The 25,672-nt window shown below is 46.0% G+C and carries 22 protein-coding genes; 19 read left to right on the forward strand and 3 right to left on the reverse strand.

Features of this window, described 5'->3' with window-relative positions; all coding sequences use genetic code 11:
- The 11 genes from trpD to hisIE all read left to right on the forward strand — a co-directional run.
- The coding region (trpD, locus tag B0E43_RS16995) for an anthranilate phosphoribosyltransferase (RefSeq protein WP_139352806.1) at nt 1-979 on the forward strand (979 nt) is incomplete at its 5' end.
- Nucleotides 980-987: 8 nt separating this feature from the next.
- The gene (gene trpC, locus B0E43_RS17000; protein ID WP_077351969.1) at nt 988-1,806 is read left to right on the forward strand and encodes an indole-3-glycerol phosphate synthase TrpC; all 819 of its coding nucleotides are present in this window, start codon (nt 988-990) and stop codon (nt 1,804-1,806) included.
- On the forward strand, nt 1,806-2,447 hold the full coding sequence (locus tag B0E43_RS17005) for a phosphoribosylanthranilate isomerase (RefSeq protein ID WP_077351971.1): 642 nt from the start codon (nt 1,806-1,808) through the stop codon (nt 2,445-2,447). The genes trpC and B0E43_RS17005 overlap by 1 nt, the downstream gene beginning before the upstream one ends.
- A 21-nt stretch (nt 2,448-2,468) precedes the next feature.
- A complete protein-coding gene (trpB, locus tag B0E43_RS17010) occupies nt 2,469-3,647 on the forward strand; it encodes a tryptophan synthase subunit beta (protein ID WP_077351973.1) in 1,179 nt (392 codons plus the stop codon).
- 172 nt (nt 3,648-3,819) lie between these two features.
- Nucleotides 3,820-4,593, forward strand: a complete 774-nt coding sequence (gene trpA / locus B0E43_RS17015) for a tryptophan synthase subunit alpha (protein WP_077351975.1) — start codon at nt 3,820-3,822, stop codon at nt 4,591-4,593.
- 97 nt (nt 4,594-4,690) lie between these two features.
- Nucleotides 4,691-5,710 (forward strand): bifunctional 3-deoxy-7-phosphoheptulonate synthase/chorismate mutase, encoded by a 1,020-nt coding sequence (locus B0E43_RS17020; protein WP_077351977.1) that lies wholly within the window; start codon nt 4,691-4,693, stop codon nt 5,708-5,710.
- Nucleotides 5,711-6,009: 299 nt separating this feature from the next.
- Nucleotides 6,010-6,795 (forward strand): phenylalanine 4-monooxygenase, encoded by a 786-nt coding sequence (locus B0E43_RS17025; RefSeq protein ID WP_077351979.1) that lies wholly within the window; start codon nt 6,010-6,012, stop codon nt 6,793-6,795.
- A gap of 61 nt (nt 6,796-6,856) precedes the next feature.
- A complete protein-coding gene (hisH, locus tag B0E43_RS17030) occupies nt 6,857-7,453 on the forward strand; it encodes an imidazole glycerol phosphate synthase subunit HisH (protein WP_077351981.1) in 597 nt (198 codons plus the stop codon).
- A gap of 160 nt (nt 7,454-7,613) precedes the next feature.
- On the forward strand, nt 7,614-8,330 hold the full coding sequence (gene hisA, locus B0E43_RS17035) for a 1-(5-phosphoribosyl)-5-[(5-phosphoribosylamino)methylideneamino]imidazole-4-carboxamide isomerase (RefSeq protein ID WP_077351983.1): 717 nt from the start codon (nt 7,614-7,616) through the stop codon (nt 8,328-8,330).
- Nucleotides 8,331-8,518: 188 nt separating this feature from the next.
- Nucleotides 8,519-9,274: an imidazole glycerol phosphate synthase subunit HisF gene (gene hisF / locus B0E43_RS17040; protein WP_077351985.1), complete on the forward strand. Its 756-nt coding sequence runs from the start codon at nt 8,519-8,521 to the stop codon at nt 9,272-9,274.
- A 2-nt stretch (nt 9,275-9,276) separates the two neighbouring features.
- A complete protein-coding gene (hisIE, locus tag B0E43_RS17045; RefSeq protein ID WP_077351987.1) occupies nt 9,277-9,882 on the forward strand; it encodes a bifunctional phosphoribosyl-AMP cyclohydrolase/phosphoribosyl-ATP diphosphatase HisIE in 606 nt (201 codons plus the stop codon).
- Nucleotides 9,883-9,914: 32 nt separating this feature from the next.
- On the opposite strand, the gene B0E43_RS17050 is transcribed toward hisIE, so the two are convergent.
- The 3 genes from B0E43_RS17050 to typA form a co-directional block, all read right to left on the reverse strand.
- Nucleotides 9,915-11,234, reverse strand: coding sequence for a S41 family peptidase (locus tag B0E43_RS17050; RefSeq protein ID WP_077351989.1), 1,320 nt, complete (start codon nt 11,232-11,234; stop codon nt 9,915-9,917).
- Nucleotides 11,235-11,280: 46 nt separating this feature from the next.
- Nucleotides 11,281-11,673 (reverse strand): Dabb family protein, encoded by a 393-nt coding sequence (locus B0E43_RS17055; protein ID WP_077351991.1) that lies wholly within the window; start codon nt 11,671-11,673, stop codon nt 11,281-11,283.
- Between the two features lie 189 nt (nt 11,674-11,862).
- Entirely contained in the window at nt 11,863-13,668 is a 1,806-nt protein-coding gene (gene typA, locus B0E43_RS17060) for a translational GTPase TypA (RefSeq protein ID WP_077352037.1), read from the reverse strand.
- Between the two features lie 279 nt (nt 13,669-13,947).
- Here typA and B0E43_RS17065 point away from each other — a divergent pair, with 279 nt between their 5' ends.
- From B0E43_RS17065 to B0E43_RS17100, 8 genes are all read left to right on the forward strand, one after another.
- The gene (locus B0E43_RS17065; RefSeq protein WP_168171966.1) at nt 13,948-14,502 is read left to right on the forward strand and encodes an RNA polymerase sigma factor; all 555 of its coding nucleotides are present in this window, start codon (nt 13,948-13,950) and stop codon (nt 14,500-14,502) included.
- 127 nt (nt 14,503-14,629) lie between these two features.
- The gene (locus tag B0E43_RS17070) at nt 14,630-15,646 is read left to right on the forward strand and encodes a FecR family protein (RefSeq protein WP_077351995.1); all 1,017 of its coding nucleotides are present in this window, start codon (nt 14,630-14,632) and stop codon (nt 15,644-15,646) included.
- Nucleotides 15,647-15,681: 35 nt separating this feature from the next.
- Nucleotides 15,682-19,212, forward strand: coding sequence for a SusC/RagA family TonB-linked outer membrane protein (locus B0E43_RS17075; protein WP_077351997.1), 3,531 nt, complete (start codon nt 15,682-15,684; stop codon nt 19,210-19,212).
- 11 nt (nt 19,213-19,223) lie between these two features.
- Nucleotides 19,224-20,738: a SusD/RagB family nutrient-binding outer membrane lipoprotein gene (locus B0E43_RS17080; RefSeq protein ID WP_077351999.1), complete on the forward strand. Its 1,515-nt coding sequence runs from the start codon at nt 19,224-19,226 to the stop codon at nt 20,736-20,738.
- Between the two features lie 56 nt (nt 20,739-20,794).
- Nucleotides 20,795-21,727: an RraA family protein gene (locus B0E43_RS17085; protein WP_077352001.1), complete on the forward strand. Its 933-nt coding sequence runs from the start codon at nt 20,795-20,797 to the stop codon at nt 21,725-21,727.
- Nucleotides 21,728-21,746: 19 nt separating this feature from the next.
- Nucleotides 21,747-23,021, forward strand: coding sequence for a mandelate racemase/muconate lactonizing enzyme family protein (locus B0E43_RS17090; RefSeq protein WP_174567133.1), 1,275 nt, complete (start codon nt 21,747-21,749; stop codon nt 23,019-23,021).
- A gap of 93 nt (nt 23,022-23,114) precedes the next feature.
- On the forward strand, nt 23,115-24,065 hold the full coding sequence (locus B0E43_RS17095; protein WP_077352003.1) for an RraA family protein: 951 nt from the start codon (nt 23,115-23,117) through the stop codon (nt 24,063-24,065).
- 46 nt (nt 24,066-24,111) lie between these two features.
- Nucleotides 24,112-25,599 (forward strand): mandelate racemase/muconate lactonizing enzyme family protein, encoded by a 1,488-nt coding sequence (locus B0E43_RS17100; protein WP_077352005.1) that lies wholly within the window; start codon nt 24,112-24,114, stop codon nt 25,597-25,599.
- The last annotated feature ends 73 nt before the right edge of the window (nt 25,600-25,672 follow it).

Genomic DNA, 25,672 nt, shown 5'->3' on the forward strand with positions numbered 1-25,672 from the left:
TAAGACACTCTCCCAGGACCATGCCCGGGAAGTGCTCAAAAACCTGGCGACAGGATCCTACAACCAAAGTCAGATTGCATCATTTATGACCGTATATCTGATGCGCTCCATTACTGTGGAGGAGCTTCGTGGATTTAGGGAAGCAATGCTGGAACTTTGTATTCCGGTTGAGATCGATGAATACGATGCCATGGATCTTTGCGGTACGGGCGGAGATGGAAAGGACACTTTCAACATTTCCACTTTGGCTTCCTTCATTGTGGCAGGTGCTGGGCAAAATGTGGCCAAACATGGAAATACCGGTGTTTCCTCTATCTGTGGTTCTTCGAATTTGTTGTCTTATTTCGGCTATGAATTCACCAATGAACTGAGTGAAATTCGCCGCTCCTTGGACGAGGCGGGACTTTGCTTTTTGCACGCCCCACTTTTCCACCCTGCGATGAAAAATGTCGCTCCAATCCGCAAGGAACTTGGCGTAAAAACTTTCTTCAATATGCTGGGTCCGATGGTGAATCCAAGTTTTCCCAAAAAGCAGTTGGTCGGAGTATTCAGTCTGGAACTTTCGCGCTTGTATGGCTATCTCTACCAGGAAATGGAAGGCAAGTTCTCCATCCTTCACTCTATCGACGGGTATGATGAGATCTCCCTGACAGGTCCTTTCAAAATGATTTCCAATCAGGGGGAAAAGTTACTGGGACCTGAAAATCTCGGGCTTTCCAGACTTGCTCCTGAAAGTATAGCCGGTGGAAATACCGTTCAGGAATCCGCCAAAATTTTTGAAAATGTACTCAAAGGGAATGGGACCGAAAGCCAAAACGCTGTAGTGACCGCCAATGCAGCCGCAGCTTTGGTGACTGCCAGAGAAGGCTTGAGTTTCCCGGATGCAGTGGCACTCGCAGAGGAAGTCTTGCTTAGTGGTAAGGCACTCAGGGTATTTAACGGTCTGGTTAATCCCAAAACCTCAGTATCGCTAGCCTAAGTATTACCATGAATATTTTAGAAAAAATCATCGCAGATAAGTACAGGGAAGTTTCCGAAAGAAGCAGTCTTCTCCCCATTAAACTTCTGGAGCAAAGCATTTATTTCGAAGGGAAAGTAGTCTCGATGAAAAAATACGTTACTAATCCTGAGAAGTCAGGGATCATTGCCGAGTTCAAGCGGAAGTCTCCTTCCAAGGGCATGATTAATGGTTCGGCTTCTGTGGAGAAAGTCAGCATCGGGTACATGCAGGCAGGAGCTTCGGCTTTGTCGATTTTAACTGACAAAGAGTACTTCGGAGGTACCAGCGAGGATCTGAAAGCAGCCCGAAGATTCAATTTTTGTCCCATTATCCGAAAGGATTTTATCGTGGACGAATACCAGATCATCGAAGCCAAATCCATCGGAGCAGACTGCATTTTGTTGATCGCTGCCGCATTGGAGCCTGCCAAGCTGAAGTCTTTGGCGGCTTTTGCAAAAAGCTTGGGGCTCGAAGTCCTGATGGAAGTCCATGACGGAGAGGAGCTGGAGCGCAGTCTCTGCGAAAACCTGGACCTCGTCGGAGTCAACAACCGAAACCTGAAGACCTTTGAAGTCTCGGTGGATACCTCTATTGCATTGGTAGACAAGATTCCTGCTTCTTTCGTCAAAGTCTCCGAAAGTGGGATTTCCGATCCGAATACCATGGTTGAATTGAAAAAAGCAGGTTTTGATGGATTTCTGATTGGAGAGAATTTCATGAAATCCAGCCGTCCAGAGCAGGCCGCTTATAATTTTATCAAAGAATACCGAAAGCTCCTGGCAGCTTCCGAACTGACCAAAGCCTGATGGAACTCAAAGTCTGTGGCATGCGGGAACCGAAAAATATCCGGAGTCTGATTTCTGAAGTGAAACCGGACTGGATGGGTTTGATCTTTTATCCCAAGTCTCCACGCTATGTTTCGGATGACCTTGCTACAGAGTTTAAAGAACTTCAGGTGAAAAAAGTTGGTGTTTTTGTCAATGAAACCGAGGAGAAAATCCTGAGAAAAGCGTCAGATTTTGGTCTTTCAGCGATCCAGCTTCACGGAAGCGAGACGCCGGAGTTTGTGAAAAATCTGTCCGAAAAGACCAATTGCGAACTCTGGAAAGTGATTTCGGTGGTAGAGGAGATTGACTGGAAAAGCCTGGAAGGCTACTTGCCATATGTGACTAAGTTCTTGTTTGATACCTCGACTTCAGCTCATGGAGGCTCAGGAAGAAAGTTTGACTGGAAAGTTTTGGAAACCTATCCCTTCGACAAAGGCTTTTTGCTGAGTGGAGGATTGGATGAAGAGAGTGGTGATGAAGTTTTGGCTTTGCGCCAGCAAATCCCACAACTCCAAGGCGTGGATCTCAACTCTAAATTCGAGGATGCTCCCGGCCTGAAAAACATCGAAAAACTCAAGAATTTTAAACGTCGCCTGTCTCATTCAGGCACCAATAACTAATAACCTTATAACTATTGAATCATGATTAAGGTGGATGAAAAGGGCTTTTACGGCAGATTTGGCGGGGCTTATATTCCCGAAATGCTGTATCCCAACGTGGAGGAACTGAGAGAAAACTATGAAGCCATCATGGCTTCCAAAGAATTTCAGGACGAATTCAGAGGCTTGCTGAAGGATTATGTAGGCCGTCCGACTCCCCTGTATTTTGCCAATCGGATGTCTGAGAAATATGGGGTAAAAATCTACCTCAAGCGGGAAGACCTCTGCCATACCGGAGCACACAAGGTCAACAACACCATCGGCCAGATCATTTTGGCCAAAAGACTGGGCAAAAAACGCATCATCGCCGAGACCGGTGCCGGTCAGCATGGCGTGGCCACCGCTACAGTCTGTGCGCTGATGGGCATGGAATGTACGGTCTATATGGGCGAAATCGACATTGCCCGGCAGCGACCCAACGTGGAGCGGATGAAGATCCTCGGAGCTCAGGTGATTCCAGCTGTTTCGGGTTCCAAAACCCTCAAAGATGCCACCAACGAAGCCATGCGTGCCTGGATCAACAATCCGGTGGATACGCACTACATCATTGGTTCGGTTGTCGGTCCGCATCCTTATCCTGAGATGGTCGCTAGGTTTCAGTCGGTGATTTCAGAGGAAATCAAGTGGCAACTCATGGAAAAGGAAGGCCGGGAAAATCCGGATATCGTGATTGCCTGTGTAGGCGGAGGCTCCAATGCTGCAGGAGCATTTTACCATTATTACAACTCCCCAGAAGTAAGATTGGTCGCTGCGGAAGCGGGTGGCTTGGGTGTCAATTCGGGAAAGACTGCAGCTACCACGGCCAAAGGAACTCCGGGGATTCTGCACGGATCCAAGACGATCCTAATGCAGACCGAAGACGGGCAGGTCGTCGAGCCGCACTCCATTTCTGCAGGATTGGATTACCCAGGCATCGGGCCGGTTCATGCACATTTGTTTGATGTGGGAAGAGGCGAATTTGTGGCAGTGGATGACAAAGACGCTATGAAAGCTGGGATAGAACTTAGCCGCTTGGAGGGAATTATCCCGGCCATCGAGTCAGCCCATGCGCTCTATGCGCTGAACATGATCGAGTACAGCAAAGACGACGTGATTGTGATCAACCTCTCCGGTAGGGGAGACAAGGATCTGGAGACGTATATTAAGTGGGGAGGATATTGATTTCGGAATTGGGATTTCGGATATATAATTTTTGAATTTTGATTTACGATTTATGAGGTAAAAATGAACCTGAAACGACAATTTCTTTAGAATTCTCCATGGTTTGAATTTAGAAAAGTCTTCAACTCGACCCACCACCTCGTAAATCGTAAATCGTAAATCGTACTTAAAAATGAATCGCATACACTACTTATTCAATACCCAAAAAGAGCGGGTGCTCTCCATCTATTTTACCGCAGGTTTTCCTGATCTGGAAGACACGTTGCCGATTATGGAGGCGATCCAGGCCGGGGGAGCGGACATTATTGAGATTGGAGTTCCCTATTCCGATCCGGTTGCTGATGGCCCGACGATCCAAGACAGCAACAAGATCGCACTGGATAATGGCATGAGCATGAAAAAACTGTTCGAGCAATTGAAGGGTTTCCGCGCCAAAATCCATATTCCTGTTGTCTTGATGGGCTATCTTAATCCGGTCATGCAGTACGGAATGGAGGACTTTTGCAAGAAATGCAAGGAAGTCGGAATCGACGGATTGATTGTGCCGGATTTGCCGATGCAGCAATATCTGGAGGATTACAAAGGATTATTCGAACAATATGGTTTGGTGAATACCTTCCTGATTTCTCCCCAAACCTCAGAAAAACGAATCCATGAGATTGACGAAAACACGAGCGGATTTATCTACATGGTATCTTCACACTCGATCACCGGAGCAAAGTCGGGAATCACCGAGGAGCAGATTGCCTATTTTGAGCGGGTGAAAGCCATGAATTTGAAAAATCCCCGCTTGATCGGCTTTGGGATTTCGGATGCCGAGACTTTTACGACCGCATCTAATTACAGTAATGGAGCCATCATCGGATCGGCTTTTATCAAGAAAATCAAAGACGCACAAAATCTCAGTCAAGACATTCAGGAATATTTAAGAGGAGTGAAAAATTGAAAGATTAAAAAGTCTCCGTTCATAAAGGATTGGCACTTGTAAAGCTTCAACTCTAGAAAACTCCTCGTAAATCAAAAATCGTAATTCGTAAATCGAAATGATAATTCAACTTCAACCCGACATTTCCGACAGCCAAAAAGAAAAACTCATCTCCAAAGTCAATGAGATCGGCTACAAGACCACCGAGGTCAAAACCCAATTGGGAGACTACCTCATAGGGATCGGAAAGAATGAATTCGATATCCGCAAAATCGGTCAGATGGATGGAATCAAAGACATCCACATCGTATCAGACGAGTACAAGTTGGTTTCCAAAAAGTGGAAGGCCAAGCCTACCTCTGTGGATCTGGGAGACGGTGTTTTTATCAAGGATGGGGAAATGGCCATCATTACCGGACCTTGTTCGATTGAGACGGAAGAACAAATCCGAGCCGTGGTGGCGCACTGCGTGGAAAATGACATTACCATGATGCGCGGTGGCGTGTTCAAACCCCGAAGCAGTCCGTATGCCTTTCGTGGCCTAGGGTTCGAAGGTCTCAAGCTCTGGCATGACATCGCCTCAGCTGCCGGCATCAAGATCGTGACCGAGGTAATGCAAACCTCCCAAATTGAGGAAATGTATCCGTACGTGGATATCTACCAAGTCGGAGCTCGCAATTCACAAAACTTTAACCTCTTGGATGAACTCGGCAAAGTCGACAAAGCGGTGATGATCAAGCGGGGGATTTCAGGTACCATTGAGGAACTGCTTCAATCTGCGGAATACGTCTTTTCCGGAGGAAATGAAAAACTGATCCTCTGCGAGCGGGGTATTCGAACCTACGAACGCGCTTCCAGAAATACCTTGGATCTCAATGCAATTCCGATCCTGAAGGCCAAATCCCACCTACCTGTGATCGTCGATCCATCTCACGGAATTGGTATCCGGGCTTATGTGCCTCAGATGGCCTTAGCCGGAGTAATGGCCGGAGCGGACGGCATCATCTACGAATCCCACGAAGTGCCGGAAAAAGCTTACTCTGACGGACAACAGACTTTGGATTTTGCTCAGAGTGCGAGACTGGCGGCCTGGATTCGGGAGATTTTCGCCAAAAGAAAAACTTTCGATCTCTTATAAATAGTTTGCTGCAAGCGAATCATCTGTGTAAATTCACACCATGAATCCAACACCAAGAACCTATGTGCATCATTCTTATCATCTACTCTATTGAGGGAATAGGAATGAATTGGTTTTTGGGAAAAAATAAATTAGGCCTATTCCGTATCGGATTAGGCCTTTTTTGGTTTTAAACCAACCAGGAGGTTATGCTGCTTTTCCTAAAGCAGCATTTCAATTCCAGTTCGATTAAATCAGTCCAGCTTCTGGAGAAGCAGGGCAGCAGAACAGCAGAAGAGTAAAATAAACCCAAATAGAATATGAGTACTAAACCCAAAGACTGGGTCTTTACCGACCCGAGATTAAAAGAACTGAGGCAGGACTATGCGGCCTACACCGAGGAGGACTTCAATGTCTGGAAAATTCTCTTTGAGCGGCAGATGCCAAATCTTCCCAAAGCGGCTTCAAAAGCTTATTTGGAAGGTGTCAAAGCGGTGAAGTTTAACGCGGACTGCATCGCCAATTTTGAGGAACTAAACGGGGTCCTCACTAAGACCACAGGATGGGCCGTGCATGTGGTGCCGGGTTTGATTGACGACGACTTGTTTTTCGGCTTGCTGAACAACAGGCGTTTCCCTTCATCCACCTGGCTGCGAAAAATGGATCAGCTGGACTACCTCGAGGAGCCGGATATGTTTCACGATGCCTTTGCCCACATGCCGCTGTTAACTAATCAGCATTACGTGGACTTTCTGGAAAATCTTTCCGGAATCGCACTGAAGCATATCAATGATCCTTGGGCGATCCAGTTGCTGAGCCGTATTTATTGGTTTACGATTGAATTTGGCTTGATCCGGGAAGAGGGAGTACTTAGAATATATGGAGCTGGAATTTTGAGTTCGGCTGGAGAGACGAAGTTTTCCCTATCCGACCAACCCAAGCACTTCCCTTACGATGTCCGCCAAATCCTGAATACTGAGTACTGGAAAGACCACTTTCAGGATAAATATTTTGTGATCGACAGCTACGAGCAGCTTTTCAATTCACTTCCGGTGATCGAGGAGGTGCTAGAAGAGATGTTAGCTGAGAAAGAAACAAGAGGTTAGACAAAAGACTAAAGAGATGGTACATAAGAATGATAATAGTCTTGTGTCTTGATACTTAAAAATGAAAATAGCAGTAATCAAATACAATTCCGGCAACGTACAGTCTGTCCTATACGCTCTGGAGCGATTGGGGGTGGATGCCGAACTCACGGATGATCCGGAGAAAATCCGCTTTGCGGACAAGGTCATCTTTCCCGGACAGGGAGAGGCAAGTACAGCCATGAACTACCTCAAAGCCAGAAAGCTTGATCAACTCATCAAGGAATTGAAACAGCCATTTCTGGGGGTTTGTCTTGGATTGCAGTTGCTTTGCGAGCATTCCGAGGAAAATGATACGGCCTGTCTGGGGATCTTTCCGGTGAAAGTGAAGCGCTTTATTCCTGAAAATTCTCAGGAATTCAAAGTGCCTCATGTGGGTTGGAATGAACTCGAAAATCTGGCTAAAAACCCGCTACTCACAGATTTACCTGCAAATCCATTTGTGTATTACGTCCACAGCTTTTACGCTGAGCTCAGCGAGTATACCATCGCAACCACACATTACATTCACGACTTTACTGCCATTTTACATCGGGATAATTTCTGGGCGATTCAAGCCCACCCGGAGAAAAGCAGTACAGTAGGGGAGAAGTTGCTGGCTAATTTTCTAAGTATTTGAAAGAATTTACGAGTTACGATTTTTGATTTACGACCTTCTTGTGAACCACAAAACTGAATTCAAAATGTTTGACTTTCAAAAATTAGGATTGAAGTTCAAAATCACCTCGTAAATCGTAATTCGCAAATCATAAATCCATCCATAATTTTCCAATTCTACAATGTTCATAATTCCCGCTATAGACCTCATCGGAGGCAAATGCGTCCGGCTCAGTCAGGGCGACTACAGCAGCAAAAAAGAGTACCATGACGACCCGCTCGAAATGGCCAAGCGCTTTGAAGGAGCCGGGATTCGGCGTCTGCATCTCGCAGATCTCGATGGTGCCAAAGCCAAGAAAATTGTGAATGGAGATGTCCTAGAGCGGATCTGCGCCGGAACAAGTTTACAGGTTGATTTTGGTGGAGGGATTCAGGCTGATGAAGAAATAGAAAAGGCATTTGCCCTTGGAGCAAAACAAGTGACCGGAGGCAGTATTGCGGTGAAAAATCCAACACTCTTCGATACTTGGATCTCAACTTATGGTACAGAAAAAATCATCCTTGGGGCCGATGCCAAAGACAAGAAAATCGCCGTGGGAGGCTGGGAGGAGACTACTTCCGTGGATTTGATTCCATTTATCAAAAGCTATTTCGACAAAGGAATTCGCTACGTGATCTGTACTGATGTTGCCAAAGATGGATTGTTACAAGGACCTTCGGTGGACTTGTATCAGGAGATTTTGCAGGAAATTCCCGAACTAAAGCTGATTGCCAGTGGTGGAGTTTCCTCAGTAAAAGATCTGGAAGAACTTGAAAAAATCGGAGTTTATGGGACGATCGTCGGCAAGGCGTATTATGAGGGTAGAGTGACCTTGGAGGAGTTAGCCAAATTTGTATGATTTACGATTTAAGAATTACGATTTACGAGGTCCATCTGAACTTCAAATACCAAATCTGGAATCTTAAGCTTTGGTTATCAGGTTTGAGGTTGTTTTGAAGGTCGTAAATCAAAAATCATAAATCGTAAATTTTCAATATCGAATACTGAGCATCGAATGATGAATAATGAAGTTTTGAATACTATAAAATGCTGACTAAGAGAATCATCCCCTGTCTCGATATCAAAGACGGCCGCACGGTCAAGGGAGTCAACTTTGTCCAGCTGCGAGATGCCGGTGATCCGGTCGAGTTGGCAAAAATCTACTCTGACGAAGGAGCGGACGAACTCGTCTTTCTGGATATCACGGCTACTGTGGACAAGCGAAAGACCTTGGCGGAACTCGTGACCAAAGTCGCTAAGGCGATCAATATTCCTTTTACCGTAGGAGGAGGAATCTCCACCGTGGAAGACGTAAAAGTGCTTTTGTCAGCAGGAGCGGATAAGATTTCGATCAATTCTGCAGCGGTGAAAAATCCCGGAGTGATTAATGAGATGGCCAGGGAGTTTGGTTCCCAATGCATCGTAGTCGCTATCGATACCCGGAATTTGGATGGATTGGATTTTGTCCATACCCATGGAGGAAGAAAACCCACTTTGCTCAAAACCCAAACTTGGGCAAGGGAAGTAGCCGACCGAGGTGCGGGTGAGATTTTGCTTACATCCATGGATCACGACGGCACCAAGTCCGGCTTTGCCAATGAACTTACGGCTGAGATTTCTTCTGCTTTGTCCATTCCAGTGATTGCCTCAGGTGGTGCAGGGACAATGGCGCATTTCAAAGATGTGTTTACCTTTGGAAAAGCAGATGCGGCCTTGGCAGCAAGTATTTTTCACTTTAAAGAGATAGGAATTCCTGAGTTGAAGAGGTATCTCTCCAATTCTGAAATCAGTATAAGAAAATAGAAATGAGTGATAGAAGTATAGATTTCGAGAAAATGGGAGGTTTGGTGCCAACGATTGTCCAGGATGCCCTGAGCGGTAAAGTCCTGATGCAGGGCTATATGAATGCCGAGGCTTTGGCTAAAACCCAAGAAACCAGCATGGTGACCTTTTTCAGCAGGAGCAAAAACCGACTCTGGACCAAAGGAGAGACCTCCGGCAATTTTATGGAATTGGTGTCCTGGAGTGGTGATTGCGATGGGGATTCGATTCTAATAAAAGCAAATCCAAGAGGGCCGGTTTGCCATACGGGAGCGGATACCTGTTTTGATGAAATCAATTCTTCGAAAACAGGTTTTATCGATCAGTTGCGGACCATCATCAAAGACCGAAAAAACAATCCTACAGAGAAATCTTACACGGCTTCACTTTTTGCCAAAGGCATCAACAAAATAGCTCAAAAAGTGGGAGAGGAAGCAGTGGAAATCGTGATCGAAGCCAAGGATGACAACAAAGAGCTTTTCCTGGGTGAAGCGGCTGATTTACTTTTTCACTACCTGATTTTGCTGGAAGCCAAAGGCTACGAGCTGGATGAGGTGATGGAGGTACTGATTGAGAGGCATAAGAAATGAAATAAGCCCGGTCATTTGATCGGGCTTTCGTTTTAATAGGCAGGAAACTCCTGTTGAAGTCCCTTGAATGCGTCGATCATTTCCCATTTAGGTTTGAAATAGGTGTCGAGCATCCTGCCACTGACATTCCCGTTTTGCACAAATTGAAGTGCAGCGGCTAAACGTAAATCCTTTGTATCCCCCCATCCAACTTGTGGAGAATCACCCACGCTGAAATTGGCAGGAAATCCGTCAAAGTATTCTGCTTTTCCCTCAGAATTTGCTGTTGCAAACGTGATGGGAACGAGCTCCACATTGTTGGTTTCTAGCACGCGGTTATATCTTGAGAGAGGGAAAGAGCCAACTGGCTTTCCATAAGTATTGTCTCCGATCAAAACGATGTCGAAGTAAGGTTCCAGATTATTGATCACCAATTCAGAAGCGGAAGCAGAACCGCGGGAAGTGATGAAAATCAGTCTGGTTAGATTCAGATTTCCGATTTTGGAGAAATTCTTGGAAGTGTTTTGGCTGGTCTTCAGTTTATTCAACTTGTTGGTGTACATCAACTTGCCTGAATTCGAACTTTGGATCAGGTAATTTGAGATCTGTTCGGCCACGGCTACCGATCCACCTCCATTATACCTCAGGTCAATGATCAATTCCTGAATACCCTGAGTTTGGAAATACTCCATAGATGACTGAACTTCCGCACTGCGGGTTGGGCTCAGTCCTGCGGTGGCTTTAAAGCTGCTGTAAGCCCAATAGCCAATTTTTTTTCCACCCAATTCAAACACCCGCTGATCCAAAACTGAATTGGATTGATATTCTGCTTTGATGTTGGTGCGGGTGGTGGTACTTCCGTCCGGCAGTTTGAAAGTGAAAGAATTGGAAATGCCGGGATCCGGGCCGCCTAGTTTGAAATCATATCCGCCGGTGCTGGTCTTGTAGTCTGCGATCGGTTTTCCGTTTATTCCGGTGATTTCCCATCCTCTTTTCCAACCGTCTTTTCCAGCAGGAGATTCATCATAAACGAAGGAGACATATAGCTTTTCCTCAGCTGTAAATGCAAAGCCAAATCCATGACCGGCATTTTTGCCCACAAAAGCATTATTGAAATCCTCCTGGGTCGTCAGGTAAGAAAACCTGTCCAAAGGTTTGAAAATGATCCCGTCTAGAAGATCCTCATTGGAAGCAAATTTCGAATAATCTACTGTGGCTGGAAGCTCTTCATTCCAATAGTACCACTCGTTCATGCTTTCGAAAATCGCCTCTTTGACTTCCAATCCGGCTGGATCCGGTGTAGGTTTTTCTTTAGGATCACAAGCCCAAAATCCCACCAACACGATTCCAACGATCCAATTGAGCTTTTTCATGATATGATTTTTAGGAAGATACGAGGCAAGACTGATAAAAGGTTTCTCAGATTGCGATGTCGTACACCTTTACGGTTTTCCACATCTTGGAGTACTTTTCGATAAACTCCAGGTGAAGCGGTTCGGTCTGGTAAGCCAACTGATCCTCAAGGCTGTCAAAAAAGGCGGTGCAGCAGACCTGCCAAGAGTGGTCGACTACCTCTCTTTTTTCAGTTTCGGCTGGAACTCCAGCGATAAATTTCCCAACGGTGGGACATTTTCCCAACATGGGTACTGCTTGGGTCAAAAATTCTTGCGTGTCAGCGACGTCATGCAACCAGAAGTAGACCTGGTGAATCATTTTTTGCTTTGCCATAGTAGTAGCGAAGGTATTAATAGGTAGAATAGCTGTGGCACCCGCCAAGCCAAGGGTTTGAATTACTTTTCTTCTTGAAGTCATTTTTTAATCCGCATGGATTGGACATTTGGTTGTTCACTTTGAAAACCCAAAGGGCTTAAAGATAAAAATTAAAATTGCTTTTTTGAATCAGTTTAAAATTGAAGCAGCATTTGCCAAGGCAAAAAAAATCCCCCAAACTTTCGATTGGAGGATTTTGGATAAGCCTTAATGGCAAATATTTCTATTCAATTAAGAATCCTTTTTAGCCATTCTTGTTCTTTCGTTCTCATCCAAATAGATTTTTCTCATTCGGATGGATTTTGGAGTGATCTCCAGGTATTCATCTTTTTGGATGTATTCCATAGATTCTTCCAAGGAGAATTTTTTGGCAGGGATGATTCTCACGTTGTCATCAGAACCGGAAGCTCTCATGTTGGTGAGTTTTTTACCTTTTTGGATATTGACTACGATGTCGTTGTCTCTTGAGTGCTCCCCAACAACCTGACCTGCGTACAAATCATCTCCCGGATCCACGAAGAATACACCTCTGTCCTGAAGTTTGTCGATCGCATAAGCGGTACAAGGTCCGCCTTCCATGGCGATCATTGAGCCGTTGATTCTGCCTGGGATGTTGCCTTTGAAAGGCTCGTAATCAGAAAATCTATGGTTCATGATGGCTTCACCCTGAGTTGCAGTCAGGACGTTGTTTCTCAAGCCGATCAGACCTCTTGAAGGAATTCTGAACTCCAAATGCTGAAGATCGCCCTTTGGCTCCATGATGGTCAATTCACCTTTTCGCTGCGTAGCAAGTTCGATAACTTTACCGGCAGTTTCCTGAGGGACGTCCACTACGAGCAATTCGATAGGTTCGCATTTTACTCCGTCGATATCTTTGAAAATCACCTGTGGCTGACCCACCTGAAGTTCGTATCCTTCTCTTCTCATCGTCTCGATCAGGATAGACAAGTGAAGAATTCCACGTCCATAAACCAAGAATTTGTCTTCTGAATCAGTCGATTCTACTCGAAGCGCCAGGTTTTTCTCAGTTTCTTTGAAAAGTCGATCTCTCAAGTGACGGGAAGTCACGAATTTGCCTTCTTTACCGAAGAAAGGAGAGTTGTTGATCGTGAAGAGCATGTTCATCGTCGGCTCGTCGATCGAGATTCTTGGAAGTGCTTCAGGAGTATCCGGATTAGCGATTGTATCTCCGATTTCGAAGTCTTCAACACCCATCACCGCACAGATATCACCGGCAGTCACTTCGGTTACTTTCACTCTACCCAAGCCTTCAAAAACCTGTAATTCTTTAACACGCATTTTTTTGATCACACCGTCATCTTTGCAAAGTGCGATTTGCTGATTTTCGGTAATTGTTCCTCTTTTCACTCTTCCGATTGCAATTCGGCCTACGAAGTTGGAATAATCCAAAGAGGTAATCTGCATCTGAAGTGTGCCTTCTTCGATTTTTGGAGCTGGAATGTATTCCAAAATGGCATCCAAAAGTGGGAAAATGCTGTCAGTCGGGTTTTTCCAATCCGGCCCCATCCAATTCTGCTTGGCAGAACCGTAAAGCGTGTGGAAATTCAATTGCTCTTCTGTTGCGTCCAAATTGAACATCAAGTCAAATACTGACTCGTGAACTTCGTCCGGACGACAGTTTTCTTTATCTACTTTATTTACAACTACAATAGGAGTAAGGCCCAAAGCCAAAGCTTTGCCCAATACAAATCGGGTTTGAGGCATTGGTCCTTCGAAAGCATCCACCAAAAGAATAACTCCATCGGCCATCTTCAGAACGCGTTCTACTTCACCACCGAAATCGGCGTGACCAGGAGTGTCAATGATGTTGATTTTGGCGTCCTTATAGCGGACAGATACGTTTTTGGAAAGAATGGTAATACCTCTTTCACGCTCAAGATCGTTGCTGTCCAGGATAAGATCCTGAAATTGTTGGTTTTCTCTGAAGATTTGAGAGGCGTGGATGATCTTATCCACGAGGGTTGTTTTACCGTGGTCAACGTGAGCGATGATCGCGATATTCCGAATATTCTGCATGGTTTGCCTAATTGAGGCTGCAAAAGTAAGAATTTTATTTGGGAGTAAGGTTATCTGTTTGTGAAGTTTCCCCGCTGCCCCAAACGACATAATCCCGTAAGGGTCAAATGTTAGCGCCACATCCCCATCTGAAACCCTCTTTCCAATCCGATTATTGATTTTAGCAAATTTGTTTTGTTGACTCAATGGGAATGAATTGTTACCTTAAATGTGGGATTTTCAAAATATAAAATTGAGAAAGTGTTAGATGATCCAAATAAAATACTTTTCGATAAATCCTTGAACTCCTCGGTTCAGGAAGACAGAGTGCTTTGGGAGAGTGTGAAAAAGGGGAATGAGCTCGCATTTTCCTCCCTTTTTAAAAAGTTCATCAACCCTTTGTATAACTATGGGATGCATTTTTTTTCAGATTCAGACCTTGTCAAAGACTGCATTCAAGAACTGTTTACCTCAATTTGGCTCAAAAAAGAATCCCTCTCAGATGTCGTTCAGGTGAAATTTTACCTTTTCAAATCCTTTCGAAATTTATTTTTTGCCAAGATTTCTTCCAGCAAGCATGCTATCAAAAAGGATTTTTGGGATGAAGATTTTGGAGAAATGGAGGATTCGAAAGAATCAGAATGGATTCAAGAGGAGGAGTCTGTCGAAATTTCCAAATTGGTTCAGCACGCAATCCAAGGGCTTACCCGGCGCCAGCGGGAAGCTGTAATTTTGCGGTTTTATAATAACCTTGATTATAAGCAAATCTCCGAAGTGATGGGGATTTCCGTGGAGGCAGCTCATAATCTCAACTCAAAAGCCATCCAACTTTTGAGGATAGTGCTGCACAAATGATCATATAGAGATCTGGTTTCAGATGTGCTTTGATTTTTTTTTTTTTTTCAAATCAGAAAAAAAAGTTCTGGTAAAATGATGAGATATGAAATAAAATTTTCTCTTGTGTTTATAACGCAGAATAATAGTGAGCCAGTTTTTAGATTCAGGCACCTCTTCTCCTCTTGGAAAATTTCTGGAAGATCCCCATTTCCAGGATTGGGTATTACGCTCTGACCAGTCACTTGAGGATTTTTGGCAGGATTGGATTTCCAAAAATCCAGATTCCTACTCCGATATCAGGGAGGCCCGAAGGATTTTATTAGATATAAACTGGCAGGCCTATCGATTGGATGAGTCCGATATCCAAGGGATTTGGAAAAACATCCAGAATGACATTCAGCCTAAAACCCCGGCTTTAGTCAAGGATTTGATGGTCAAGCGGTTTTGGCAGAGGGGAATAGCTGTTTGCTTCCTTTTGTTGTCAAGTGTGGCCTTTTATTTATTTCTTCTGGAAAAACCCCAACAGAATACCTACCGCACAGGATTCGGAGAGACACTAACCATTGTGCTTCCGGATAGCTCCAAGGTGATATTGAATGCCAATTCTCTTTTGATCCATCATTCTGATTTTGTCTCCAGGGAAATCCGGGAGGTTTGGATAGAAGGAGAGGCATTTTTTGATGTACACCACCTAAAGACCAATCAGCCCTTCAAGGTTTACCCGGCTTCCGGCATAGAGGTAGAAGTATTGGGGACTCAATTCAATGTCTACCAAAGAAATCATCAAACCAGAGTTTTGCTCAGTGAGGGAAATGTGACCATGAGTTTCTCTGAAATCTCAGGACAATCTAAAATCTTGATGAAACCAGGTGACCTGGTAGAATATGACCAGCGAAAGATCCAGAAGAAGCGGGTAAACCCCGTTTCCTATGTGTCCTGGACCAAAAAAGTCCTTCAGTTGGAAAGCACTTCGCTATTGGAAATGGTCCGAATAGCTGAGGAAAACTATGGCATAAAGATTCAGATAGGGCCTAATGTCGATCTAAATCAAAGCGCCTCAGGATCAATGCCTCTGTCCGATGGGGATTCATTTATGAAACTCACGGCTATGATATTCCACATTCAAATCGACTACCGTGATTCAACTTATTATATCAATTAAGAAGTACCAGTCAATTAAACAACCCAATTTATCCTATGAAAAAGCTTTTACTAATTCTCTGTTTGTACGGAGCTGGCACCCAGTGGGTGCAGGCACAGTACCAGGAGGTACTTGCATCCTCAGACAAATATCTGCCTGAAGAAAGCCCAGTATCCAGTTTTACGCTAAAGGAAGGCCTGACCTCCCTGGAAAGGCAATTTGATGTGTCGATTGCCTTCAAAGACGATCTGGTGGCCCAAAAGTTCCTTAGGACTTCCAAGAAAAAATACCGGTCGGTGGAAGAGGGGCTCGATGAGATCTTGAAGAATTCAGGACTGACTTACGAAAAGGCAGGCAATGGATTCTTTGTAATCTATCCGAAGAAAGGGGACAAACCAAAGTCAGAGGGAATCAAAAATCCATTTCTGGCTACCTCCTTGACAAGTCACACAACTGCACCCACATCCACGGGAATTCAGGTTTCCAATCGGACAGATCAAGCCAGCCAATTTGATGTGACAGTCACAGGCAAGGTTCTGGACGAAACCGACAATGGATTCCCTGGTGTCAATATCCTGGTGAAGGGTACTAGCACTGGGGCTGTGAGTAATGCATCCGGAGACTTTACCATCATCGCTCCAGACGGGAATGCCATCTTGGTATTTTCTTTTGTAGGCTATGAATCGCAGGAAGTGACAATCCAGAACAGGTCTGTGGTCAATGTCACCATGAAGGTGGATGAGAGTAATCTTGAAGAGGTAGTGGTCACAGCTTTGGGTATAGAAAAGTCAGCAAAAAGTCTCGGTTTTGCGACATCGAACGTGAAGTCAGATGAATTGACTATCAATCGAACCCCGAACCTGATGAATGCATTGCAAGGAAAAGTAGCAGGTGTAAATATTTCCTCACTCGGTACTGGTCCAGGTGGTACGTCCAAAATCAGAATTCGGGGTCAATCGTCCATTTCGGGCCAAAACAACCCATTGATAGTGATCAACGGAGTGCCGATAGACAATACCAACTTCGGAACCAACCCGGGAAACAGCGCTTCTGACAACTCGATTGGGGTCCGTGGCGGAGGGAATACCTCTGACGGCGGCGACGGTCTATCCAGTATCAACCCGGATGACGTCCAGTCGATGACTATCCTCAAAGGTGCCGCTGCAGCCGCCCTTTATGGATCCAGAGCCAAAGATGGGGTCATCATGATTACCACCAAAACCAAAGGTGACAGCAAAGGAATTGGTGTAGCCTATAATCTCAACTACACCAACGAAACACCCCTGGACTTTACGGATTATCAATATGAATACGGACAGGGAGAGCAGGGTGTACGTCCGAAGACTCCAAATCCTACTTCGGGACAGTGGTCTTTTGGAGAGAAATTTCAACCGGGAATGACCCATATTCTTTACAATGGATTGGAAGTGCCCTATGTCCCTCAACAAGGAATTATCAATGAATTTTTCCGAAATGGACAAAACGTCACCAATTCTGTAACCCTCACCTCCACTGGTGACAAAGGCGGACTCAGTCTCTCAGTTGCCAACCTTGACAGTAAGGGAATTGTGCCAAACAATACCTACAACAGAAATACCGTTAATCTAGGTTTTAGCTATGAGCTTTCTCCCAAATTCAGTTTTGGAGGTAACATCAACTACTCGCAGGAAGAAAACAAAAACGCACCAAATATTGGCAACCAAGACAATACCATTCCGGTAGCGCTCTATAATATGGCCAATTCGATGCCATTGGAAATCCTTAAGGAAAATGCTTACAACGAAATTGGAAATGAAATAATTTATTCTCGATTCATGAATCGAACCAATCCCTATTTCACACTTGATAAGCAATTTCAGAATGTCCGAAGGGATAGGATTTTTGGAAATCTTCACGCAAAATATCAGCTCCTTTCCTGGCTTTCCATCCAAGGTCGCGTCGGTCAGGATTACTGGTCCAGAGATCAGGATTACAACAACTTTCCCCATGGCCAGGCCTCCAGAGCTCCCGCTCCAGCAGGTTTTGTCAATGGGCTTTTCACACAGGAGTCAAGAAGATTCAGGGAGATCAATGCCGATTTCCTGATTTCTGCCAACAACACTTTTGGGGATTTTAAGACCAATATCTCGTTGGGAGGGAACCACATGCAGCGGAGATCGGATCTCAATAGTGTTCAAGTCACTGATTTTGTCATTAGAGATCTTTACACTGTTCAAAACGGCCGTGCCAAAGACCCAATCTATGATCTGAATGAAAGAGGTGTCAATTCGTTATACGGATCGGCGGAAGTTTCATTCCGGGACCGACTTTTTCTCAATGGAACTGTGAGAAACGATTGGTTTTCCACCTTGTCCAAGGAAAACCGAAGCATTGTTTACCCCTCTATTTCTGCTAGCTGGGTATTTTCAGAGTCTGTTTCCTCAGGTTTGATAAACTTCGGAAAGCTCCGCGCGGCCTATGCTGAAGTGGGAAGTGACTCCGACGTAGGCGCCTATTCCAACGTGCTCTTTTACAACGTAAATGCTAACCTGCTCAACGGTCAGCCTGTTGGTGGCCCTTTGGGAGGCACGCTTCCCAATCCCAATCTCCGGCCGATGCGAATTGCCGAGACTGAAATTGGATTCGAACTCAGCATGCTAAGCAGCAGAATTAGCCTCGATATGGCAGCCTATCGAAAAATCACAACCGATCAGATCGTAAGTGCCCAGATATCGGACGCATCCGGATTCCTAAATACATCCATCAACAGCGGCCAAAGCAGTAACAAAGGGATTGAAGCTTTGTTGACCTTGGTTCCTATCGAAACGGAGAATTTTACTTGGGAATCTACCTTCAATGCCGCCTATAACATCACCGAGGTTTTGAGTCTACTTACAGAAACTCCCGGAGAACGAATCACGGTGGGAACACACGTTTTCAATGGTGAACTTCGGCAAATCGTAGGAATGGAAATGGCTCAGATCGCCGGTTTCGGATTCAAACGCGATGAGCAGGGCCGAAAGATCTTTGCGGCAAACGGACTTCCGGTTCGTACACCCGACTTGGTCAACTTTGGCAGTGCCCTCCCCAAATGGATCGGAGGTTGGAACAACTCTTTTAACTACAGGGGAATCTCCTTTTCCTTCTTGATTGACTTTAAACTGGGTGGAAAAATGCTCTCGGGAACAAACTTCAACGCTACCCGACATGGTCTTCATAAGATGACGCTTGAAGGCAGAGAGGGAGGTGTGGTAGGTGATGGTGTCAATGAAAAAGGAGAAGTGAACACGGCAGTAGCTCCGGTACAATCCTATTGGGAAGTGGTGCGCTCTCAAGCCCTCGTAGAACCGGTCATTTATGATGCGGGATATTGGAAGCTTCGACAAATAACCCTGAGCTATGATTTTACCAAACATCTGAATGAGAATCAGCCATTCAGATCCATCAAGCTATCCCTAGTTGCCAATAACGTACTCATGATCAAAAAGTGGGTGGACAACATCGATCCGGAATCATTTGGCTATTCCTCAGACAATCTTGTCGGTATGGAATCCACGGGCTTACCTACTACCCGAGGTCTTGGATTCAACCTGAACGTTAAATTCTAAAGCTATTCATCATGAAAAAGACATGTAACTATCTGGCTATTTTGATGCTTTTCATTGTATCCAGCTCCTGCGAAGAAGGTTTTGACGAGCTTAATACCAACAAAGTTCGGGCAACAACCCTCGATCCAATTATACAGTTAAATGCTGCTTCTCTTGGCCTTGCATATCCTACAGCCACTGTGATTTATGAAGTGGGCATAGTTCAGCAAATAATCTCTCCAAACTCAGGAGTACTTACAGGTGCCAATTACAACCAAGACAACCGCGCCTCAACTCAGGTAAATTGGCAAAACTACTACCAGAATGTCGTAAAGAACACCGGAGATATCATCAACCGTACCAAGGAAGATCCTACCTTCTCCAATGTGTATAACATGGCTCGGATCGTACAGGCTCACGCGTTTATGATCCTGACGGACTCCTACGGAAGTGTGCCATTTGCAGAAGCAGGAAGGGGCTATTCAGATCAGATCTTTTTTCCAACCTATGACAAGCAAGAAAGCATCTATCCTGCCATCATTAAGGAATTGGAAGAAGCCGGTGCAGCATTGAGCCTTACAGGCAAAATCGAAACTGCTGACATCCTTTACAAAGGAAATATTCCACAATGGAAAGCCTATGCAAACTCACTTTTGCTTCGGGCAGGGATGCGGTTGAGCCAAGTGGATCCCGCTACAGCTCAGCAGGTCGTAGCCAAAGCTGCTCCAGGAGTGATCCTGACGAATGCAGAAAACTCCTTCATTGCCCATGACGCCAATTATAACAATCCGATTGGCAACATGCTCAACTCGACTGAGGCTGCCAATTTCTACCTTGCCGCTCCGTTTGTCAACTACCTAAAGAGCACCGGCGACCCGCGCTTGCGCGCCATTGCGGTCACCTATGTCGGAGCTAAATCAGGGCCTGAGCAAACCACTACCAATGCAAGTTTTGATCCTGCCATCCAGGTCGGAATGCCCATGGGCAATGACAATGCAGGCGCAGTTAAGGCCGCCGCTGCTGCGGGATTGGCAAGCTTTTATGAATTTAGCCAGGTGGACCGAAGACGAATCACCAAGCTCACAGCTCCTAATTTCCTGGTAACTGCTTCCCAAAACCTCTTGCTTTTGGCTGAGGCCCGTACGAGGGGATGGATCACAACCGGGACTGCGGAGGAGTATTACAAAAGTGCGGTTGCGGCTCACATGAATCAGATCAGCTCCATAGATCCGGGTTCAACAATTCCACAGGCTGCAATTGACCAATATCTGGTTGCAAATCCCTTTGATCCGGCAAAAGCCATGGAACAGATCAATACTCAATATTGGATTTCTTCCTTTTTGAATGGACCGGAAGCATTTGCCAATTTCAGGAGAACCGGTTTTCCAGTTCTTCAGGAAAATCCCTTTCCAGGACGGGAGGTGCCTTTTATCAATAGGCTGACTTATCCCAACTCAGAGATATCTGTGAATGGCAGTAATGTAGGCACAGCAATCTCCGGACAAGGACCGGACAATCTCGCTACCAAGGTTTGGTGGCATAAATAAACTCCAGCAGCCCGGATTTTCCGGGCTGCTTTTTCCTTTCTTATACAAATCTATTTATGAAGAGAATTTTTCTTTTAAGCCTATTCTGGCTGACCTGTTGTCTATTATCCTATTCGCAGCAAATCTCCAAAGAAGAACTACTCTACCTCACCCGGGAGTGGAAAGGAGAGCGATTTGAAGACGGTCGTCCCAAAGTCTCAGATGACCTTATCCGCCGTATGCGCTTAGTCACCCATGATGAGGCCTGGGCGGTAATGAAAAATGCCGGATACCTTTATCAATATGCTGATGGCTGGCAGGAAATCAATCCCGACAGTATCCTGATCGGTCGAGCGGTGACTGCAACCTTCCTTCCGGGAAGACCGGACATCCACAATGCCATCGATGAGCGGGGAAAAGCCGCTGGCAAGCGCGGCCAAAACTCCTGGCCGGTGGATCTTCTGGTCAAAGGGGATGTCTATGTAGCTGATCAATTTGGGATTCAGATCGATGGACCTACGATCGGGGACAATGTCGGCAATGCCATTTATGCCAAAACAGGAAATGGAATCGTCTATGACGGTGCGATCCGGGACATTGCCGGGCTCAGAGAAATCGGTGGATTTACCTCTTATTTCACCAGCTATCATCCTTCCCATCACAATCAACAGGGCAACCTAAATACCATGCTCGTGGGAATCAATCAACCGACTAAAATCAGGCAAGCGACCGTGATGGCCGGAGATGTGGTCCTTGGTCGAGATGGCGGGGTGTCCTTTATTCCGGCTCACCTAGCGGAAAAGGTGGTGATCACTTCCGAGATTGTTCGGCTCAGGGATATGTTTGGTCATGAGCGATTGAGAGAAGGGAAATACACTGCAGGTCAGATCGATACGCGATGGTCGGAGGAGATTGAGCGGGATTTTTCCCAATGGCTCAATGATCACATCGATGAACTGCCCGTATCCCGCGAGCAAATTCAGGAATACTTAAAAAACCGAACCTGGTAACCCATAAACCAAAATTGCAATGAACCCAAAAATTGAAGATAGACGAGCATTTTTCCATAAAAGTATTGGTCTGACCGGCGCTGCTTTTTTGAGCACCTTCGGGAGTGGTTTGGAGGCCGCTGTCGAGAAGTCTCCAAAAGCTTCCTCACCATCGGATCTGAAGATCACCGAAGTGAAATGCGGGTATGTCCGCGGAGCACTCTATGTGAAAATATACACGAACCAGGATGTCTGGGGCTGCGGAGAAGCAGTAGATGCAATCCAGGGCACCTATTATTTAGTCAAAAGACTAGGCGATCAGATCAAAGGACAAAGTCCCCTGAATCCCAATCGCCTGGCAGAGCAGCTACGCAAAGGAGCCTTTTTTGGCGGAGCCCAATCAGGAGTCTATGTGGCTGTTTTGACAGCAATCGAGACAGCGTTGTGGGATCTGACTGGGAAGGTTTTTGGAGTCCCGGTTTACCAGCTTTTGGGTGGAAAATTCCGGGATAAGATCAGGGTCTATTGCGATACAGCCCTGTATTCCTCAACCAATCCCACTCCCGATGACTATGCCGCTGCAGCAAAAAATGCAGTGGGTAGAGGATACAACGCCGTGAAATTTGATGTGGACAACGGCCGGGATCCCAACAAATATGACCGCTTCAATTGGACGGCAAATCCCATGGAAATCGACCGGATGTACAGCGCCATGGCGGCGGTTCGCGAAGCGGTAGGTCCCAATATCGATATCTGTGTGGACATGCATGGACGGTACGATGCGGTCACCGGCCTCAAAATGGCCAAAATGTACGAGCCGCTGAATCTCATGTGGCTGGAGGAGCCTGTTCCTGCCGACAATGTAGACGTTTACAAAAAAATAGCCCAGGAGACTTCAACTCCTATTTGTACTGGCGAAAACATCTATCTGGCCTATGGATTCACAAGGTTACTTGCAGACAATGCGGTGGATATCATCATGCCGGACTTGCAGAAGGCGGGTGGACTGGGTGAAGGCCAGCGGATCGCAAATCTCGCCAATTTGTACTATGTGCCATTTTCACCCCACATGGTGGCATCATTTCTCGGTGCAATGGCTTCCTGCCACGTTTGTGCCTCCGTTCCAAATTTCCAGATCTTGGAATGGCAGATCTATATGGACACCGATCCTCTTTGGCAGGACATCGTGACCTATGATGGACCCAGGGTTGAAAACAGTTTTATCACCCTTTCGGAAAAGCCTGGAATCGGTGTCGAGATCAATGAAGAAGGAATGAAGAAACATGCTGTCCCGGGAATTCCTTTTTTCGAATAGAGCAAATCAGGGAGCAGTTTGCAGTCCCCAGTAGGCGGTTTACCCAGTTTACGGCTTAACCCTTAACAATTAACCCTTAACCAATCAATAACCATGAGACACACCAAACTTACCCGCTTGTTCACACTTTTCCTGCTTTTTGGAGGACTGGCCACGCAGGCACTTTCACAGGAAGTGGGAGCAAGCCCCGATTTTATTAAGGCACTCACCGCGGAATGGAAAGGGGAACGATTCCCTGACGGTCGACCCAAGGTCTCCGATTCGATCCTGGAGCGTCTGAAAAATATCTCCATAGAGGAGGCTTGGGGTGTGCTTCGCAACAAGGGTTACAACAATCAATACGAAGGAGACTGGCAGCTAATTTGGCCGGATTCAGCCATGACCGGAAGGGTGGTAACCGCGCAGTACATGCCGCTGCGGCCTGACTACCAAGAACAGATCAAAGTACAGGGAGTCGACAAAGAGGGCAGATCTCCCAAGGGAGGAACCAATTCCTGGCCGATCGATATCCTGACCAACGGAGATGTGTATGTAGCCGATGGCTATGGGAAGATGGCCGACGGCACGCTCATCGGCGACAATCTCGGCAACTCAATCTACGCCAAATCCCAGCGGGGAGTGATCTTTTACGGATCGGTCCGTGATCAAGAAGGGCTGTCCGAGATCAAAGGCTTCAATGCCTGGATGAAAGGTCAGGATCCCTCTTTTATCAGGGAAATGATGCTCACCTCTATAAATGCCCCCATTCGGATTGGAAGGGCCACTGTGCTCCCTGGAGATGTGGTTTTGGCTAAAAAATATGGAGTCATTTTCATTCCAGCCCACTTGGTGGAGGACTTGGTGATTACCTCGGAGGTCACCGGATTGAGGGATGAGTTTGGTCATCAGCGCTTGCGCGAAAAGAAATACCTCGCCGGACAGATCGATTCCGAATGGACCGATGAGATCAAAGCGGACTTCCTGAACTGGCTGGAAAATTACCCAGGACAGCTCCCGATGACCAAGGCCGAATTGGACAACTACTTCAAAGAAAGGAACTGGTAAAAAGGCTGATTCCTCTACAAAACAACAACCCAAAACTATCCTAGATATGAAAAACAGACTTCAAGAAATCATTGCCCAGCAAAGGGCTGAAGAAAAGCACTATACCGCACAGCGAAAAGCTGAAATTGAGAGTCCCCTTACCGGAGCCAACCGACGGGATTTTTTAAAGAAAACTGCCCTGGGAGGGTTTAGTCTCGCCGCCCTGACTGGACTGACTTTCGAAGACACCATGGCAGAGACCACCCGTAAAGTGAGCCGGGCTTCTGCACCCTCAGATCTACAAATCACTGACCTTCGCTACTGCGTCACCGCAGTGATGGGGCGCACAGCGATCATTCGAATCGACACAAACCAGGGCATTTATGGACTAGGAGAGGTGCGGGATGGGGCAGATCCACGATATGCTCTGATGCTGAAAAGCAGAATCATGGGAGAAAACCCCTGTAACGTGGAGAGGGTTTTCAAAATCATCCGACAATTTGGGGGACCGGCCAGGCAAGCAGGAGGAGTGTGCGCAGTGGAAATGGCGCTTTGGGATCTCTGTGGAAAAGCTTACAATGTTCCGGCTTGGCAGCTGCTGGGAGGTCGCTATCGGGACCAGATCCGCCTTTATGCAGATACGCCTGAGGGACAAAGTCCGGAAGATCAAAAGGAAAAAATACGGTTTCGGACCGAAGATCAAGGTTATACCTGGCTGAAAATGGACGTATCGATCAATGAGATCAAGGACATCCCCGGCTGTCTGGTAAATCCTGAAATATTTAAACAAGGGGGATCCAGTCAATGGCAGGGTGGATACATGTCGTACGCCAATACTGCGCATCCTTTTACCGGAATCCAGATCACTGAAAAAGGACTCGATGAATTGGAAAAAATCGTGCATAATGTCCGAGAGATGGTGGGTTATGAAATTCCCATTTCAACTGATCACTATGGCCACATTGACATCAACAACTGTCTCCGATTGGGCAAAGCATTGGACAAATATCGCCTGGCTTGGTTTGAGGACATGGTGCCATGGCAGATGTGGCAGCAGCACAAAATCATCACCGATACACTCGATACCCCAAATCTCACAGGGGAGGATATTTTCCTGCTCAATGGCTTCAGAGAATTAATTCACAATCGGGCGGTGGACATCATCCATCCAGATTTGGCTTCAAGTGGAGGTTTGTTGGAGACCAAGCGAATCGGAGATTACGCGGAGGAGTTTGGGATTGCTATGGCTATGCACCAGGCAGGTACTCCAGTTTCTTTTATGGCCAATGTGCATTGCGCAGCGGCTACACAGAATTTCCTGTCTCTTGAGCATCACTCAGTGGATGTCCCTTGGTGGGAAAGTTTGGTGACCATGACCGGAGGCGGAAAGATGATTGACAAAGGTTATGCGCCGGTTCCCCTTTCTGCCCCAGGCCTGGGAATTGAACTCAACGAGGAAGTTGTCAAAGAACATCTTCACGCGACCGACAAAACCTACTTTGCCCCTACAGACGAGTGGACAGAGAAGCGTTCGCACGATCGTACCTACAGTTAAATTCAAATTAAACTCCGTCGGGTGCTTTTCGACGGAGTTTTTTTATCTTTCTTTCCACCCAAAATGCCTCAGT

The sequence above is a fragment of the Algoriphagus sp. A40 genome (assembly GCF_002002735.1).
In the GTDB taxonomy this organism is placed as follows: domain Bacteria; phylum Bacteroidota; class Bacteroidia; order Cytophagales; family Cyclobacteriaceae; genus Algoriphagus.

What these genes read in the sequence shown, in the direction of transcription:
- hisA (WP_077351983.1), top strand. Translation starts at nt 7,614, where the DNA reads ATGTTCATAATTCCCGCTATAGACCTCATCGGAGGCAAATGCGTCCGG.
- hisIE (WP_077351987.1), top strand. Translation starts at nt 9,277, where the DNA reads ATGAGTGATAGAAGTATAGATTTCGAGAAAATGGGAGGTTTGGTGCCA.
- B0E43_RS17050 (WP_077351989.1), bottom strand. Translation starts at nt 11,234, where the DNA reads ATGAAAAAGCTCAATTGGATCGTTGGAATCGTGTTGGTGGGATTTTGG.
- B0E43_RS17085 (WP_077352001.1), top strand. Translation starts at nt 20,795, where the DNA reads ATGAAGAGAATTTTTCTTTTAAGCCTATTCTGGCTGACCTGTTGTCTA.
- B0E43_RS17005 (WP_077351971.1), top strand. Translation starts at nt 1,806, where the DNA reads ATGGAACTCAAAGTCTGTGGCATGCGGGAACCGAAAAATATCCGGAGT.
- hisH (WP_077351981.1), top strand. Translation starts at nt 6,857, where the DNA reads ATGAAAATAGCAGTAATCAAATACAATTCCGGCAACGTACAGTCTGTC.
- hisF (WP_077351985.1), top strand. Translation starts at nt 8,519, where the DNA reads ATGCTGACTAAGAGAATCATCCCCTGTCTCGATATCAAAGACGGCCGC.
- trpB (WP_077351973.1), top strand. Translation starts at nt 2,469, where the DNA reads ATGATTAAGGTGGATGAAAAGGGCTTTTACGGCAGATTTGGCGGGGCT.
- B0E43_RS17100 (WP_077352005.1), top strand. Translation starts at nt 24,112, where the DNA reads ATGAAAAACAGACTTCAAGAAATCATTGCCCAGCAAAGGGCTGAAGAA.
- B0E43_RS17090 (WP_174567133.1), top strand. Translation starts at nt 21,747, where the DNA reads ATGAACCCAAAAATTGAAGATAGACGAGCATTTTTCCATAAAAGTATT.
- trpA (WP_077351975.1), top strand. Translation starts at nt 3,820, where the DNA reads ATGAATCGCATACACTACTTATTCAATACCCAAAAAGAGCGGGTGCTC.
- B0E43_RS17080 (WP_077351999.1), top strand. Translation starts at nt 19,224, where the DNA reads ATGAAAAAGACATGTAACTATCTGGCTATTTTGATGCTTTTCATTGTA.
- trpC (WP_077351969.1), top strand. Translation starts at nt 988, where the DNA reads ATGAATATTTTAGAAAAAATCATCGCAGATAAGTACAGGGAAGTTTCC.
- B0E43_RS17095 (WP_077352003.1), top strand. Translation starts at nt 23,115, where the DNA reads ATGAGACACACCAAACTTACCCGCTTGTTCACACTTTTCCTGCTTTTT.
- B0E43_RS17020 (WP_077351977.1), top strand. Translation starts at nt 4,691, where the DNA reads ATGATAATTCAACTTCAACCCGACATTTCCGACAGCCAAAAAGAAAAA.
- B0E43_RS17025 (WP_077351979.1), top strand. Translation starts at nt 6,010, where the DNA reads ATGAGTACTAAACCCAAAGACTGGGTCTTTACCGACCCGAGATTAAAA.
- typA (WP_077352037.1), bottom strand. Translation starts at nt 13,668, where the DNA reads ATGCAGAATATTCGGAATATCGCGATCATCGCTCACGTTGACCACGGT.
- B0E43_RS17055 (WP_077351991.1), bottom strand. Translation starts at nt 11,673, where the DNA reads ATGACTTCAAGAAGAAAAGTAATTCAAACCCTTGGCTTGGCGGGTGCC.
- B0E43_RS17075 (WP_077351997.1), top strand. Translation starts at nt 15,682, where the DNA reads ATGAAAAAGCTTTTACTAATTCTCTGTTTGTACGGAGCTGGCACCCAG.